Origin of the sequence: Fodinicurvata sp. EGI_FJ10296 (genome assembly GCF_040712075.1) — a bacterium.
In the GTDB taxonomy this organism is placed as follows: domain Bacteria; phylum Pseudomonadota; class Alphaproteobacteria; order DSM-16000; family Inquilinaceae; genus JBFCVL01.
Map to the genome: position 1 here is coordinate 356401 of NZ_JBFCVL010000006.1, position 16193 is coordinate 372593.

Below are 16193 nucleotides of genomic sequence, written 5' to 3' on the forward strand. Positions count from 1 at the left end.
TCGGCCGGGACCGCTGTCGGCAAGGGTTACTGGGACGACATGACGAACGGACGGCGCTCGACGACAGTCATCCCGCGCGCGCTGCCACGAAACTCCTGAAATCCATAAATCATGTCCAGATCGACGACCAGCAGACGCAGCACGAATTCGGCTGCCACGCCTTGCATCGTCGTCGTTCCGGTGCCGACGAGCCGAGGGATGCTGTTGGTCGGGCAGTCGGTCAGCACCGCCAGTTCGTCGTCGGTGACGGCGAGAGACGGAAGCGGCTGCGAGCCCGGCGCCAGCCTCGCGCCGTCGGGCAGGCTCGGTTCGGAGTCGAAACTCCACAATTCGTCATCGACCCAGTCGAACGTGACTTCCATGGCCCCGTTCGGATCCCGGGGAATGAGTCGCAACGCGCCATCGGCGGTCACTTCGAAGCTGCCTTGTTCGACCTGGCTGGAGGCGGGATGTGCCATCGCCATGCCCTGTGCGACGACATATCCGGCCTGATAACTGATTTGCCAGGGAGATTCCGATAGCGCCATGGCCAGTTCGAAGCGGGCATCGGCAGATGTGTTACCGCAAAGTCCGAGGCTCTGGATCGTTTCTGCGTGGGCTGCACTATCCGGCAGCATTGAGATCGCTGCACCGACGGCGACGGCGGCTGCACCGGCAATGAATGACCCGGTGTGCCGGTTGCGGTCAGGGGCGGGCTCGTTCGTGTTTTTGAATGGCAAGTCGTTCTCCCTGTGCGCTTGTTGATCAAGCCCCGGCTGTTGCGTTCAGCGGGTACCCGATTGTGCTTGTTTCCAGGCAAATGAGCGAGATTCACCCGACCATTGTCTCCTGAAGAGAGACACTACGGCATCGGCCAGCGCCGTTCAAGCTGCGGTGGTAGCCGGCAAGATTTGTGCAAATCCTGCTTGAGTCATGGGGAACAGGGAGCGAAGGCGCTTTGCAGGTCGGGACCAAAGACCGTAGTCTGTCACCGTCGCCCCCCAAACGATCCCCTCACGGGCCGCCGAGCGCACTGCATGTCCATCCGACGCCTGCCATCCGTCCTCGTCAATCAGATCGCCGCCGGCGAGGTCGTCGAACGCCCGGCGGCCGTGGTGAAGGAACTGGCGGAAAATGCCGTCGACGCCGGGGCGTCGCGGATCGATATCACGATCGGCGACGGAGGCCGGGCGCTCATTGTCGTCGCCGATGACGGTGACGGAATGGGGCCGGAGGATCTCGTGGTTGCGGTGGAGCGCCACGCGACGTCGAAGCTGGACGGCGACGATCTGCTGGCGATCGGCACGCTTGGGTTTCGGGGCGAGGCATTGCCGTCGATCGGCTCGGTGAGCCGGATGACGATCACCAGCCGAACCCGCACCGCGGATCAGGCGTGGTCGCTGTCGGTTGATGCCGGGCAGGTGAGTGAACCCGTTCCCGCGGCCGGCAATGGTGGCACCCGGGTCGAAGTGCGCGACCTGTTTCATGCCACGCCCGCCCGGCTGAAATTCCTCAAATCCGGTCGCGCCGAACAGGCGGCCATAACCGATGTCGTCTCGCGGCTGGCCATGGCGTGCCCTGCGGTCGGCTTCACGCTCCGCGACGAGAAGCGGGCGATCCTCAAGCTTGATCCGGCGCCGGCTCTGCGGTCAGGAGAGTGTCCGGAGCAGGCCGGCAACGATCGCCGGCTCACGAGACTGGGGGCCATTCTCGGCCGTGCCTTTGCCGACAACGCCGTTCCGGTGGCGGCCGAGCGCGAAGAAATGGTGCTGTCGGGTTTCGTTGGCCTGCCTACCTTTCACCGGGGCAATGGGCTGCATCAGTTCCTGTTCGTCAACGAACGTCCCGTGCGCGACAAGCTGCTTATCGGTGCCGTCAAAGGCGCGTATGGCGATCTGCTGCCCCGCGACCGCCACCCGGTGCTTGCGCTCTTTCTCGGTCTGCCGGGGTCGCAGGTTGACGTGAACGTACACCCGGCCAAGGCCGAGGTGCGGTTCCGGGATGCGGGCATGGTCCGGGGGCTGGTCGTGTCGGCGATCAAAAAGGCACTGGCCGATGCCGGTCATCGATCGGCGACAACCGGCGGAACCGGTGCGCTGGGTGCTTTTCGCCCGGAACCCGCCGGAGCGTCAGACCCCACCGGCCGCCGGCCGATGGTCCCGCATGGGGGTTGGGGGCAGGGTTCGGCCGCGCGGCCGTCTTCGGCGGCGCTCGACGCATCGGGCCGGTTTCAGGCGCCGGTCGGCGGGACTTCGGGTATGAATGCGCAGCTGTCCGCGCCCTGGATGCCGCCGCCCTCAGCGCGCGGTGTGGAGGATCCCGGTCCGTCCTCCGACCATGTCAGAGAGCACGCGGCCGCTGACGATGCGCCAGCGGCCCCGGACGATCGACCGGATCATCCACTCGGTGCCGCGCGCGCCCAGCTCCACGAGAACTACATCATCGCCCAGACCGGCGACGGCCTGGTGATCGTCGACCAGCATGCCGCCCATGAACGTCTGGTGTACGAGGATATGAAGGCGGATCTGCTGTCCGGCCCGGTCAGGGCACAACGGCTGCTGATCCCCGAAGTGGTCGAGTTGCCGATGGCCGCCCGCGACCGGATCGTGGATCGGGCCGAGGAACTGTCGCGGCTGGGGCTGGAGGTGGACGGTTTCGGTGACGGCGCCGTTGCGGTGCGGTCAATTCCGGCCATGCTGGGGCAGGCCGACGCCGGTGCGCTGGTCCGCGATCTGGCCGACCGGCTGGAGGATATCGACGACACCTCGGCCCTGACCGAGCGGCTGGAGGCCGTCTGCTCGACCATGGCCTGTCACGGCAGCGTGCGCTCCGGTCGCCGGCTGACGACGGCTGAAATGGATGCCCTGCTGCGCCGGATGGAGGCGACGCCCCATAGCGGTCAATGCAACCACGGCCGGCCGACCTATATCTCCCTCGGCCTCAAGGACATCGAGAAGCTGTTCGGACGCCGTTGACGGATGTCGGTCCGGCCTGGTGGTTTGCCCCCGAAGTGTTGGTTCGTGGTTTGCATTGACATTCGACGGTGCGGTGGCCAAGCCTGACGGGCGACCCCGTCCTGCCGCGAGCTCCCGACATGCGCTATATTCCGTTTCTTGCGATCGTATTTCTGACGCTTCTGTTTCTCGGCCTTGGGCTTGCCGCCTCGGCGCTGTGGCTGCTGCCCTTGATCGTGTTGGCGCCTCTGGCGTTCCTGGGTGTTTGGGATCTTTGCCAGGAATCCCATTCGTTGAAGCGCGTTTATCCGGTTAGCGCCCATTTCCGCTGGTTTTTCGAATGGCTGCGCCCTTATCTGCGCGAGTACCTGCTCGACAGCGATCATCAGGGCCGGCCCTATAGTCATGACCAACGGGCGCTGGTCTACAAGCGCGCCAAGAATGTCGAAAGCGTTCAGGCGTTCGGAACCGATCGGGACCCGTATTCACCGGGCTACGAGTGGATCAACCACGCCATGCAGGGCCGCAAACAGGATGCCGAGGCTTATCGCATCACCATCGGCGATGCTGACTGCGCAAAGCCCTATAGCGCGTCCGTCTTCAACATTTCGGCGATGAGTTTCGGCTCGTTGAGCGGGCGGGCGGTCGAGGCGCTGAACCAGGGCGCCAAAATGGGCAACTTTTATCACGATACCGGCGAGGGTGGGATTTCCAGCCATCATCGGATTCATGGCGGCGATCTGGTGTGGGAGATCGGTACCGGATATTTCGGATGCCGCACCCCGGACGGCCGATTCGATCCGAAAGCGTTTGCCGACCGCGCGTCATCGGATCAGGTCAGGATGATCGAAATCAAACTGAGCCAGGGCGCCAAGCCGGGCAAGGGCGGGCTCTTGCCGGGGGCGAAGGTGACACAGGAAATCGCCGATGCGCGCGGTGTTCCGATCGGCCTGGACGTTCTTTCCCCGCCGGGCCACAGCGCCTTTTCCGATCCGGTCGGCCTGATGACCTGGATCGCAGAGTTGCGCGAGTTGTCGGGCGGCAAGCCGGTCGGATTCAAGCTGTGTGTCGGTCACCGGTGGGAATTCCTGGCGCTGGTCAAGGCCATGCTGAAAACCGGCATTACGCCCGACTTCATCGTGGTCGACGGAGCCGAAGGCGGCACCGGGGCGGCACCGGCCGAATTGTCCAATCATGTCGGCACACCGCTGAGAGAAGGGCTGATCTTCGTCGTGAACGCCCTGACCGGCGCTAATCTGCGCCACCGGATCAAGATCGCCGCCGCCGGCAAGGTGGTCGATGGCCATGACATGGCCGCCAACATTGCGCTTGGCGCCGACTGGTGCAACGCGGCCCGGCCGTTCATGTTCTCGCTGGGATGCGTGCAGACGAAGCAGTGCCATACCGGCCATTGCCCGGTGGGCGTGGCCACTCAGGACCGATGGCGCGAGGCCGGCCTGGTGGTCGAGGACAAGGCGCCAAGGGTCTACCACTTTCACAGAAACACCGTGGCGGCGTTATCGGAATATGTCGGGGCTGCAGGGCTGAGCCATCCGTGGGACCTTCGCCCCTATCATCTGCGGATTCGTATGGCCGGAAACGAAGTGCATTCGGCCGATTCAATCTATGATTTCCTGACGCCGGGCATCCTGCTCGACGCGCCCGACGATACCATTTACGGCCGTTGGTGGGCGATGGCCGCTGCCGATCGGTTCGCGGCAGCGGTGTGACCGGCCGCCGCCGAGGCAGCATTCCGGTTCGAGGATCAGCGGCCCGGAAGCGGCAATGCTTCATCATCGCCCGGCACGGCGGCGAAACGGCCGGCCGCCCAATCGGCCTTGGCGGCCTCGATGCGTTCTTTCGAGGATGAGACGAAGTTCCACCAGATATGCCGCGGTCCGTCCAGCGGCTCCCCGCCCATCAGAATCATCCGGGCCGGGGCCGACGTCGCCAGCGTGATGATCGCCCCCGGTTTAAGCACGATCAGCTGTCCGGCGGCAAAGCTCTGCCCCTCGATGGCGATTTCGCCCGACACCAGATAGAGCGCCCGATCGGGCACCGTCGCGGGGATATCGAGGCGCGCGCCCGGCGCCATGGCGATATCGGCATAGACCGCGTCGTTGGATGCCGACAGCGGTGAGGAGCGGCCGAAAATCGTGCCGGCCACGACGCGGGCAGTGACACCTTCGCCGGATTCCTCCGGCAATTTGTCGGCGCCATGATGCAGGAACGAAGGTTCGCCTTCCTCTTTTGCCTTCGGCAGCGCGACCCATGCCTGCAAGCCGAACAACGTCTGTCCGGACGGTGTGTCGAGCGGCGATGTGCGTTCGGAATGCGCGATCCCGCGACCGGCCGTCATCCAGTTGACGGCACCGGGTTCGATGGTGCTGACCGTGCCCAGGCTGTCGCGATGGACGATGGAACCGCTGAGCAGATAGGTCAGCGTGGAAAGCCCGATATGGGGATGCGGGCGCACGTCGAGGCTGCTCCCGGTCATGACCTCCGTCGGGCCCATCTGGTCGAGAAAAACGAACGGGCCGACCGTCTTGCGTTTCACCGACGGCAGCGCGCGGCGCACCTCGAACCCGCCGATGTCGCGGACGCGGGGCACAACCAGCAGGTCGACGCCCTCGGGCATGACACCGGTTTCGGCGGGATCTTTCGACGGCAACCAGCTCATGCCGGGCTCCTGATTGAATGCGTCGGTCCGCATGGACCAGTGTAGTCCGGAACAGGCGTCTTCTGCACCGAACTAATCTCGTTGCTATTGGCTCTGATCTGATCCTGGCACGAAATGCCCCGGGTTTCTGCCGGCGATGACGACGCGGGTCTTGCCCAGGCGCCGATCGTCGAGCACCTCGAATTGCGGCGGCAGGTCGATCGGGTCAAGTGCGTCAGCTTCCAGGATGCAGATCGCGCCCGGTGCTATCCATCCCCTGGCATCGAGCGCGGATAGCGCCGGCAGCAACAGGCCCTGACGATAGGGCGGGTCCAGGAAACACAGGCCGGCGGCGTCGGACGAGTACGGCGGCCGGGTCGCGTCGCATTTTACAAACCGGCACCGATCTTCGACGCCCAGTGTGGCGGCGTTGTCGCGCGCGGTGGCGAGGGTCGGGGCATGGCGATCCATCAGCAGGGCCCGGTCGACGCCGCGCGACAGGGCCTCCAGCGCCAGCGCGCCCGTGCCGCAAAAGGCGTCGAGCACGACCGATGGCCCGCCCTGCGTTGTTTCCGCATCGCCAGACACCGGGTCGTTCACCGGCAGCCAGCCGTGATGCTGCAGGATGTTGAACAGGCTTTCCCGCAGTCGGTCGGATGTCGGGCGGACCCCCTTGTCTGGAACCGGGGCGAGTCTGCGCCCCCGCAGGCTACCGCCGACGATCCGCATGGCGATGTGCCTTGCCGCTGCTGTTTGCGCCGGACGAACCCGAGCGACCACGGTGAGAGTCGCGGTCGGCGGAGGCGCGCTCCTCCATCGGCTGTGGCGCCGGTTTCGGGCGCGGCTTGCGGTTGGGCTGCCCCGGCCGGTCGGCGGCCTTGCCGGCCCCCGTGGGTGACTTGGGTGCGGCCCCGGCCGCTGCCTTGCTGTGCGGCGGGAGCGAACGCGGCGGTCGTCCTGTGCCGGCCTTTGTGTATGTCTTCGCGGGCTCTGCCTTGCCGCCCGTCCCTCCAGTTTCCGGCCCAGGAGTCCCCGACCCCGTCCAGGTGCCGGTGCGTTTGGTCAGGGTCGCCAGAATGGCGCCAAGCTGGTCGCGCAACACACTGGCGCGGAGCTCTTCGACCTCGCCTTCGCGCAGGTTGCCAAGCTGGAACGGCCCGTACGACACCCGGATCAGCCGGCTGACGGAATAGCCCAGAGCTTCCATCACCTTGCGGACTTCGCGGTTCTTGCCTTCCTTGAGCCCGACGGTCAGCCACGCGTTCGCGCCCTGCTGGCGATCGAGCGCAGCTTCGATGCCCTGATAGCGAACGCCCTCGATCGTGATCCCGCCAGCCAGGGTCGCAAGCTGTTTCTCGTCCACCCGGCCGTGAACCCTGACACGGTAACGGCGGATCCAGCCCGTGCTCGGCATTTCCAGATGGCGTGCCAACTCACCGTCATTGGTCAGCAGCAGCAGGCCTTCACTGGTCAGATCGAGACGTCCGACGCTCATGACGCGGGGTATCTCGGTTGGAAGGGCTTCGAATACCGTGGGCCGTCCGGCTTCGTCCTTGCTGGTCGTGACCAGCCCGACGGGCTTGTAGTACCGCCAGACACGCGGTGGTTCCCGCGCCGGCAGTGGGCGGCCGTCGACCAGAACCCGGTCCCGGGGGCCGACGGCAATGGCCGGGCTGGTCAGCACCTCGCCATTCACGGCCACGCGCCCCCCGGTGATCCAGGTCTCCGCTTCGCGGCGCGAGCAGAGTCCGGCACGGGCCATGACCTTCGCGATCCGTTCCCGGCCGTCATCGCCGGAGGTGCCAGGGGCGTCCCCAGGGGCGTCCCCAGGGGCGTCCCCAGGGGCGTCCGGAGGGACGGCTTTGTCTTTTGGCTTCTGGTCGCGGTTCTCGGCCATACTCATCGATCCTTCGTTCCGGCGGTTATGATATCATATCGCCCATGTCACTTAACCACCCGTCCGACACCCGAACGTCCGCCCGGCTCATGGCCGCCGCGATCGATGAAGCCGAACGCGCCGCCGGCCGGGGCGAAGTCCCCATCGGCGCCGTGCTGGCGGATGCCGACGGCGTCATCCTGGCCCGGGCCGGAAACGCGGTTGAAGGCTATTGCACCGATTCTCCGGACCCGGAAGCATGTGCGCCCGATCCGGCGGGCCATGCCGAAATCCTGGTCCTGCGTGCGGCCGCCCGACACACGGGCCGGCCGCGGCTGCCCGGCACCGTTCTTTATGTCACTCTGGAGCCGTGCGCAATGTGCGCGGCGGCGATCAGCTTTGCCAGGGTCGCTCGCGTGGTGTTCGCCGCCGAGGATCCCAAGGGCGGCGCGGTCGTCAACGGGCCCCGGTTCTTCGGCCAACCGACCTGCCATCACCGCCCGGAGGTCGAGCAGTTCGATGATGGCGGGCGGTCGGCGGCGCTGCTGCGGTCGTTCTTCCGCTCGCGGCGGGGTGCCCGGCGCCGCAGCACCGCCGGCGGCGACGGACGCAAGGCCGAGACCTGGCGCGACCGCATGTCCACACCCGGATCCTGACGCCTCAGCCGGGTGGGGGATCATCCGGCTGCGCGATATCCGTTCGATAGAACCCCTCGGGCCAGTCGATCGCGCTGACGGCGGCATAGGCTCGATCCCGCGCTGCAGCGACACTGTCGCCGAGTGCGGTGATGCCCAGTACCCGTCCGCCTGCGGCGATCAGCGCGCCGTCGGGCGCAGTGGCGGTGCCGGCATGGAAGATGGTGACGCCGGGCATCGCCGTCGCAGCGTCCAGCCCGGCGATGCGCGTTCCCCTTGCATAGGCGCCCGGATAGCCCCGACTGGCCATGACGACGCAGACCGCCGCTTCGCGCCGCCATTCGGGACGGACGGTGCCAAGCGACCCCGTTGCCGCCGCGCGCAGCAGGGTCGCCGCGTCGCTTTGCAGCCGGGGCATCAGCACCTGGCATTCCGGGTCGCCGAATCGGACATTGTATTCGACCAGCTTCGGCCCCTCCGGCGTCAGCATCAAGCCGGCATAGAGCACGCCGACGAACGGTGCGCCGTCGGCCTTCATGCCGGCGACGGTCGGGCGGATGACCTCGGCCATCACCCGTTCCTCCAGCGCCGGGGTCAGACGCGGCGTCGGCGAAACCGATCCCATGCCGCCCGTGTTTGCGCCGGTATCGCCGTCACCGACGCGCTTGTAGTCATGAGCCGTGGCCAGCATGATCGCGTCGTTGCCGTCGCACAGGGCAAAAACACTGACTTCGCGGCCCGTCATGAATTCCTCGATCACGACCGTGGCCCCGGCATCGCCGAAGGCGCCATCGACCATTGCAGCGTCGACTGCGGCCAGAGCTTCGGCTTCGGTCGCGGCGACGACCACGCCCTTGCCGGCGGCCAGCCCGTCGGCCTTGACGACGATCGGCGCGCCGCCGGAGCGGGCATGGCGGTCGCGGATATGGGCGCGGGCGGCATGGGGGTCGGTGAAGGTCGCATAGGCTGCTGTCGGAATGGCGTGCCGGTCGCAGAAGTCCTTGGTAAAGGCCTTGGAGCCCTCAAGCCGGGCGGCTGCGGCATCCGGCCCGCAAACGGGAATGCCGGCGGCGCGCAGCCGGTCGGCCAGACCCAGCATCAGCGGTGCCTCGGGTCCGATGACCACCAGATCGGCGCCCATCGATCGGGCAAGATCGGACAAGGCGTCGATGTCGTCCGCCGCGATCGGCTTGCAGGTGGCGATCTCCGCGATGCCGGGATTGCCGGGGGCGCAGACGATCGTTGGCCGGCTCGGCGCCGCGGCCAGCGCTGCGATCAGGGCATGCTCCCGGCCGCCGCCGCCGACGACGAGAATGTTCATGGACATGACGTAATTGTCTCCGTAGCCCCGCATGGTCCACCCACAGGACCTGGTCGGGGGAAATATGATGCCGGCCTCGGCGCGGGGCTTGTTCGACGCCATGTGGTTTGTATCATCTGGGGATCATGACACAAGACTTGCCCTTTACCGGCTCCGCCTCGGCGCCAGCCGGCCGACCCGCCTCGAACGTGGCTGAATATTCGGTCAGCGAGATATCCGCCGCGCTGAAGCAGACGGTCGAGGCCGGATTTGGCCATATTCGCGTCCGTGGCGAGATTTCCAGGCCAAAAATCCCCGGCTCGGGCCATCTCTATATGACGCTGAAGGACGACCGCGCGGTCCTCGACGCGGTCTGCTGGCGAACGACGCTCGCGCGGCTGTCGATTCGCCCCGAAGAGGGGATGGAGGTCGTCTGCACGGGGCGGCTGACGACCTATGCCGGTCAGTCGAAATACCAGATCGTCATCGAGTCGATGGAGCTTGCCGGCGAAGGGGCGCTGCTGAAGCTTCTCGAAGACCGCAAGCGGCGGCTGGCGGCAGAGGGTCTGTTCGACGCTGCACGCAAACGGCCGCTGCCGTTCCTGCCGACCGTCATTGGCGTCGTGACGTCGCCGACGGGTGCCGTGATCCGCGATATCCTGCACCGGCTGGCAGAGCGATTCCCCCGACATGTCCTGATCTGGCCGGTGCCGGTGCAAGGCGAAGGCGCGGCTGCAAGGATCGCTGCCGCCATCGAAGGGTTCAACAGGCTGGACGCCGATGCCGGTTCCGGAACCAGGCGGCACGTCCCGCGGCCGGACCTCCTGATCGTGGCGCGCGGCGGTGGCAGCCTGGAAGATCTGATGGCCTTCAACGAGGAATCGGTGGTGCGCGCAGCGGCCGCCAGCATCATTCCGGTTATTTCCGCCGTCGGGCACGAGACAGACACGACGCTGATCGATCTGGCCGCCGATCGCCGTGCACCGACCCCGAGCGCGGCGGCCGAGATGGCGGTTCCGGTGCGGTCGGAATTGCTGGCCGACGTTCTGGACCGGGCCGGACGGCTGGAGGGGGCGACCGCCCGGCTGCTGGATGACCGCCGGTTTCGGATCGAGAGTGCCGGCAAGGCACTGGGCGATCCGGCCCGGCTGTGGGAAGCGATGGCCCAGCGCCTTGACGATCGGGCCGAACGGCTCGACAGAGCCTTGCCGGTCCTGATCGACCGTTACCGCGCCCGCGTCGCGCAATCTGTCGCGGCGATCCCTCATCCCCGGCAGTCCCTGCGCGAGGCGGCGCGCCGCGTGCGCGAGACCGGAGCCAGACAGGATGCGGCGCGCGCCGTTTTGCTGCGGCGTTTGCAGGGTGATCTGGGCCGTGTTGGCGCCAGACTGGTGACGGCGCCGCTGGTCAGATCGATGCAGGACCGTCGGCAACGACTGGCCGATCTCGACGGCCGGCTGACGCGGGCCGGGCAGGGCACGTTCGCCACGACGGCACAAAGGCTGGAGGCGCAGGGCAAGCTGCTGGAAAGCTATAGCTACAAGAAGACGCTGGATCGCGGATTTGCGGTGGTGCGCGGCCCGGACGGCGTCGCTGTCACCGATCCCGCCGCCTTGACGGCCGGCGACCGGATTCGCCTGGAGTTCAGTGAAGGACAATACCGGGACGCGGAAATCCTGCCGACCGCTTCCGGTGGCAGCGAAAGTGCTATCGAGGCGGATGAACGGCAGGGGCAAAACCAGGGGCAGAATCCGGGGCAACACCAGGCACCGCGGAAGACGGCGGCGGCGGTGCGCAAGTCGTCTGCCGGCAACGGCGAAACCGGGCAGGGGCGTTTGTTCTGAGTTCGGAACGCTTGACGCGGTGATGCGGATTTCGTATATCCGCGCGGCACGCTGGGTATCCCGGCGTAATTTTTTCTGCGGGCGAAAGGCAGACCAACGGTCGCTTTCCCTTCGCGCGTGGGCCGGCTGTTCGGCACGCGATAATCGGTTTGTTTGGTTTCAGGAGAGTAAAATGGCAAGACGGTGCGGTTTGACCGGAAAAGGCGTGCAGTCGGGCAACAACGTCAGCCACGCGAACAACAAGACCCGGCGTCGCTTCCTGCCGAACCTTCAGCCCGTTACGCTGCTGTCGGATTCGCTCAAGGAAAGCTTCCGGATGCGCTTGTCGGCCAACGCCATTCGCACGGTGGAACATCGCGGCGGCATCGACGGCTTCTTGCTGGCAGCGCGCCCATCGGAGCTGAGCACTGATATGCGTCGGCTTCGCGGCCGAGTTGCCAAAGCCGTCGAAGCGCGGAATTCTGCTTCGGCATAAAGTCCGGCCTGACGCGACACGATCCAATCTCCCGGTGAGGCCATGCTTCACCGGGTTTTTGCGTGTGCGCACTGGTTCAGTGTGGCAACTCCAGTATGTCGATCTGCCGACGCTTGGCGGGCAACGCCCCCCAATCAAGCCGGCCCGCCAATTGCACCGAGTCAAGTCCAGTTCGTCAGGGATTGATGCTGCGCCCGATTGCGTCGGCTGTCTGCTGCGCGACAAACGCCTGGAGCGCGCCGGTCTGCAACTGCCGGGTTGGCGATTCCGGCGACCCGGCGATCCGGATCGAAAGCGGTGGGGCACCGGGTCGATCGGAAAATACGAAATCAGTCGTCAGGTCGAGATGCCAGCGCGACAGGTCGAATGTTCCTCGCATGGTTGCGTGGGCTGCTGGCGACTCAAGTTCTACATCGTCGAATGTCAGAACGCCATTGGTCATGCCGATGGTCAGGGTGGCATCCTCGAATGACGTGCTCCCTCGGTCGGTCGCGCTCTGGAGGCGTTCGAGAAAGGCAACCGGCCCGACCCGGTCGGCCAATGCGGCATCGATTGCCGCGATGTTCATGCCCCTGATACCACCGTCGCGCCATCTGACCGTCGCGGAACCGTCGAAACTTTCGGGGCTGAAGCTCTGGCGGCTCTGGCCGTCCCGGTTGCCGTGGACCGAGAGCGCGAGATCTGCCTCGCCCTCAAGCGCTCTCACGCCCAGGAGGGGGCGTAGCGCCGATCCGACGGATATTCCGGTCAGCGATCCCTCCATCCAAGCCTGTCGAGCGTCTTCCGGGGCGCCCTCGGCTGTCGCCCCACTCGGGCCGATGCCAGCGGCCAGCGAAAGGTCACCGCCGAAGACCGAGCCGGTCAACCGGTCGACGGTCACCGCCCCTTGTGCGAATTCCAGACGCGCGGCCGGAGCCGTAACCGAAATATCGGCGGCTTCCGATGCCCAGCGGCTGGATTCGATTTCGACGGTCGCCGACCAGGGGAGATTTCTACCATCGACTGTGCGTCGGGTGACGGCGGCAATGATCGGCAGATAGATGTCGGCGTCGATGTCGGATGTCGCCAGCGCGATTTCGATTTGCGGCGCCTGGCCTGATGCGATCGACAGGCGACCGTCGCCATTGACCGCCAAGCCCGCCAGATCGGCCTGAATGTCGGCAATCTCGACTTCGTGGGGCGTGCCGATCACATCGGCATACACAACAGCCTCCCGCCCGTCGGCAATGAACTCCGCTGCTCCGTCTTGTCCCAGCAAACGCAGCAGAGCCGCGTAGTCCTGATGGTCGGCACGCAGCGAAAGGTCGAACGATGTCGGCGACGAACCCTCGGCGACGTCTGTCGGTGACAGTTTCAGCGCCAGCGGATCGGAGATCAGCCCCCGAAGGGAAGCGGAGACCTCGGCGAGACGGGCGTCGAGGGCGATCTCCATGGCCGATGCGTCGCCGCGGACATGGCCGGCAAGGACACCGTCTGTCGTCAGGCGGCGGGCAAGGTCCGGCTCTGCATCGAACAGGGCAATGGCGGCGTCGGTCCAGAACGGGCCCGGCGCCCCGGTTTCCAGATTGAACAATACGTCAAGACCGGCAAGCGGGCGCAGTTCATCCACCGAACCCGAGATAGCGACCGATCCATCGTTGATCTCGTCGATGACGGCTCGCCGAACCGTCATCCCGCCGTCGGCAATGGAGGCATCGATTTCGACACCGCCCATCTGGTGCCCACCGAGCACGATGTGATCGGCTGACAACAGGACGGAGACATTGCTTGCGCCAAGTCCGTTCGACAGCTCGGCAACGATCTGGTTGCCGATGTCGCCGTCCCAGTCCACGGCAATTCGTTCCTGAAGGATACGCGCCGCCATCGAGGTCAGGCCATAGGCGTCCAGATCGAGCCGGTCGACGAACAGGTCTGCCGTCAACATGGGCATCGTTGCCCCTTCGTTCCCTGGCAAGTTGTCGGGTCCGGGGTCGGCTCCGGGCCCGGAGGCGCCGGAGGAGGGAGCCCGAATGTCCAGCGATCCGCGTACGGTGCTGGTGTCGACGGTGACGTCGATATCGGTCAGTGTGATGTGGTCCCGCCAGCCCCTGAGCGTCATGGATCCGGCGGTCCGGCGCAGCCTGTCGGAGGGAAGGTCGCCGAGGTCGACCTCAAGCCACGAAAGGAGCCGGCGCAGATCGATGGAGCGGCCGTCGAGCGTGAGATCGGCAAAGGGCCTCTCGTTCTCTTCCCGCAGGGTGCCGACGAGAGATATGTCCGTTGTGCCAGGCAAATCCGTTCGCAGACTGTTGATCGCCAGCACGCCGTCCGCCGCCACACCATCGAAGCGGAACTGGCGTATCAGGGCGTCACGGTAGGTGACGGCTTCGGCGGAGAGATCGAGTGTAACCATGGGTGCGTTGCGCCCGGTGTCGGATCCCAGCGCCGCCACTGCGTCGATCAGACGTGAAATCGTCTGCGCACGGGGCGCGATGTCCAGAGCATCCAGATTGATCCGGCTGGTTGCCAATGCAACATCGATTCGGGGATCGATCGCGGTGTCATAGGTCACCGACCCCCTGATCCGCGTATCGTCGATCGTGAATGATGCGTCCTGAAGCCCGACACCATCGGGTGAACCCTGCAGGCGGCCCGTGAGCGAGAACGGCCGGTCCGGCATGACGCCGTCCGGAATGGAACCGGCGTCATCGGAAGACCAGTTGCCCCCCTCCACGACGCGTCGGATCAGGGTGGAAAAGTCGCCGCCGGTGGCGGTGAACTCCAGATCGACCCGCGGCTGGCGCCAATGGACGAGGCCGTTCAGAGTTGCATCGATCGAGGCGCCGTCGAGGCCCAGACCAGCGTCGAGCGATGCCGTCCCGTCTGCGCCGATCCGCCCCATCCTGCTGTCGAGGGCGATCGACAGGCCACCGGCATCGAGACTGCCGATGGCGGTGAACGGGCCATTCAGGCTTTCTGCCGAAATCTGGCCGAATATCGACCCGAATGAGCCTCCGGCTCCGTCGATATGGTCCCGCCAGTGCAAGGTGCCGTTCTCGATCGTCACCCGGTCAAGGGATACGGCGTCACGCAACCCCTGTCCGGCCGCGAGTACCGACCAGTTGAATGTCTCGTCCGGCATGCGTTCGAAGGCGATGACGGGTTCGACGAGGATCATCCGATCGATCTGCACGTTGCCCCGTAATATCGGCATCAGTGACATGCGGATATCCATGTCCCGCATCGAAAGCATGTTCCGGTATTCGCCATCGCGGTCGTTTGCGACCGACACGTCACCGACCGACAATGTAGGAAAGGGAAGAATGCGGAATTCCAGATCGCCACCGATTGTGACCTCGCGATTCAGCATTGCCGAAGCTTGTGTTGCCAGACGATCGCGATAGGTGTTCCAATTCACGAAACTCGGCGCGACGAGGGCGGCGATCACCACACCGACGATGAACAGCCCCAGGATGAGAAGCGCTTTTTTCACTGGCGATCGATCCGCGTGCGTTCGCCGATGTCCGGCATTGGAGTTGCATGCTGCCCGATTACCGGGCCGACGCGGCCCGGACTGTGACTGAAAGGTGCAGACTGATGGTTAACGAAACGTGCAAGAATGCTGTTTCTCCGCCGGGTTTCCATTGCAGCACCGTTTCGAGCGTCCGGACGCTTTACGCCAACAACGGGTACACGCCATGACGTCGGTTATCAATCTTCGACAGGCGCGCAAGGAGCGCAAACGACGGGACAAGGACGATCGCGCGCAACAAAACCGGATTATTCACGGCCGGACCAGGGCCGAAAAAGAAACAGTCGAAAAGGGACGGGGACTCGACAACCGCCGATTGGACGGCCATCGGCTGGACGGGCGGCTGGACGGGCGGCTGGACGGGCACGCCAGGACCGGGGCGGATGTCGATGACAACGAACCGGCATCCGGGGCATGAGTGACGATCGGCTACCGACTCATTTGTTTGTCATGGCCCATGTACGCCGGTTCATGGCCGAAGGGATCGATGTCGCCGTTGTTCGCAAGGGTGACCCCGGCGGCGGCCTCGTGGTTCTGAAGCTGACCAAGTTCGATCGGCAAGCGGGTTTTGGCCCCGGAACAGAAACAGGACCCGGTCCGGAATGCCGGGTTTTCACCCAGACGCGCGATCCGGACGGCCGGATGGCCTGGTTCGGTGCCCAACAGGGGGCGTTCATGCCGGAATCGGAAGCTGACAGCTATATCGAACGGGCAGTCAATCGTGATCCGGATCTCTGGGTCGTTGAAATCGAGACGGCTGACGGAACGAATCCATTCGAGGGGAATATAATATAATAGCGAAAAATGAGGGTATTGAGACTTTTGCGTTCAGTATTCCGGTGCGCAGCAGAGTGTTTGTTGAAAATGTCTTGAGATTCGGCCTCACGAACCCAAAATTAACGCCGCGGGACATGCGGCACCGCGAATAAGCGCGAAGCCGCAGCCGATTGCGGGCGGCGG

At 65.4% G+C, this 16193-nt stretch carries 13 protein-coding genes; 7 read left to right on the forward strand and 6 right to left on the reverse strand.

Annotated elements, in window-relative coordinates; all coding sequences use genetic code 11:
* Window positions 1–26 precede the first annotated feature (26 nt).
* Entirely contained in the window at window positions 27–719 is a 693-nt protein-coding gene (locus ABZ728_RS15290) for a hypothetical protein (RefSeq protein ID WP_366657093.1), read from the reverse strand.
* Window positions 720–1016: 297 nt separating this feature from the next.
* On the opposite strand from ABZ728_RS15290, the gene mutL reads away from it, so the two are divergent.
* Together mutL and ABZ728_RS15300 are read left to right on the forward strand one after the other, a co-directional pair.
* Window positions 1017–2954, forward strand: a complete 1938-nt coding sequence (gene mutL / locus ABZ728_RS15295) for a DNA mismatch repair endonuclease MutL (RefSeq protein ID WP_366657094.1) — start codon at window positions 1017–1019, stop codon at window positions 2952–2954.
* Window positions 2955–3073: 119 nt separating this feature from the next.
* Window positions 3074–4663: an FMN-binding glutamate synthase family protein gene (locus ABZ728_RS15300; RefSeq protein ID WP_366657095.1), complete on the forward strand. Its 1590-nt coding sequence runs from the start codon at window positions 3074–3076 to the stop codon at window positions 4661–4663.
* A 35-nt stretch (window positions 4664–4698) separates the two neighbouring features.
* Here ABZ728_RS15300 and ABZ728_RS15305 read toward each other — a convergent pair whose 3' ends face one another.
* The 3 genes from ABZ728_RS15305 to ABZ728_RS15315 form a co-directional block, all read right to left on the reverse strand.
* Window positions 4699–5613 carry a pirin family protein gene (locus tag ABZ728_RS15305; protein ID WP_366657096.1) on the reverse strand — a complete coding sequence of 305 codons (915 nt, stop codon included), beginning with the start codon at window positions 5611–5613 and terminating at the stop codon, window positions 4699–4701.
* An 84-nt stretch (window positions 5614–5697) separates the two neighbouring features.
* Window positions 5698–6321 carry an RsmD family RNA methyltransferase gene (locus tag ABZ728_RS15310; protein WP_366657097.1) on the reverse strand — a complete coding sequence of 208 codons (624 nt, stop codon included), beginning with the start codon at window positions 6319–6321 and terminating at the stop codon, window positions 5698–5700.
* Window positions 6302–7489, reverse strand: a complete 1188-nt coding sequence (locus tag ABZ728_RS15315) for a pseudouridine synthase (protein ID WP_366657098.1) — start codon at window positions 7487–7489, stop codon at window positions 6302–6304. Before ABZ728_RS15315 ends, ABZ728_RS15310 begins: the two co-directional genes overlap by 20 nt.
* Window positions 7490–7533: 44 nt before the next feature.
* On the opposite strand from ABZ728_RS15315, the gene ABZ728_RS15320 reads away from it, so the two are divergent.
* On the forward strand, window positions 7534–8124 hold the full coding sequence (locus tag ABZ728_RS15320) for a nucleoside deaminase (protein ID WP_366657099.1): 591 nt from the start codon (window positions 7534–7536) through the stop codon (window positions 8122–8124).
* A gap of 4 nt (window positions 8125–8128) precedes the next feature.
* Here the strand turns inward: ABZ728_RS15320 and purD are convergent, their stop codons facing one another.
* A complete protein-coding gene (gene purD, locus ABZ728_RS15325; protein WP_366657203.1) occupies window positions 8129–9424 on the reverse strand; it encodes a phosphoribosylamine--glycine ligase in 1296 nt (431 codons plus the stop codon).
* 125 nt (window positions 9425–9549) lie between these two features.
* Here purD and xseA point away from each other — a divergent pair, with 125 nt between their 5' ends.
* Both xseA and rpmB read left to right on the forward strand, forming a co-directional pair.
* The gene (gene xseA, locus ABZ728_RS15330) at window positions 9550–11247 is read left to right on the forward strand and encodes an exodeoxyribonuclease VII large subunit (RefSeq protein WP_366657100.1); all 1698 of its coding nucleotides are present in this window, start codon (window positions 9550–9552) and stop codon (window positions 11245–11247) included.
* A 172-nt stretch (window positions 11248–11419) separates the two neighbouring features.
* Window positions 11420–11722: a 50S ribosomal protein L28 gene (rpmB, locus tag ABZ728_RS15335; protein WP_366657101.1), complete on the forward strand. Its 303-nt coding sequence runs from the start codon at window positions 11420–11422 to the stop codon at window positions 11720–11722.
* 175 nt (window positions 11723–11897) lie between these two features.
* Here the strand turns inward: rpmB and ABZ728_RS15340 are convergent, their stop codons facing one another.
* Entirely contained in the window at window positions 11898–15194 is a 3297-nt protein-coding gene (locus tag ABZ728_RS15340) for an AsmA family protein (protein ID WP_366657102.1), read from the reverse strand.
* A 205-nt stretch (window positions 15195–15399) separates the two neighbouring features.
* Between ABZ728_RS15340 and ABZ728_RS15345 the strand changes: the two genes are divergently transcribed.
* Together ABZ728_RS15345 and ABZ728_RS15350 are read left to right on the forward strand one after the other, a co-directional pair.
* Window positions 15400–15651, forward strand: a complete 252-nt coding sequence (locus tag ABZ728_RS15345) for a DUF4169 family protein (RefSeq protein ID WP_366657103.1) — start codon at window positions 15400–15402, stop codon at window positions 15649–15651.
* Complete coding sequence (locus ABZ728_RS15350; RefSeq protein WP_366657104.1) at window positions 15648–16028, forward strand: DUF1491 family protein; 381 nt, start codon at window positions 15648–15650, stop codon at window positions 16026–16028. The genes ABZ728_RS15345 and ABZ728_RS15350 overlap by 4 nt, the downstream gene beginning before the upstream one ends.
* Window positions 16029–16193: the final 165 nt, after the last annotated feature.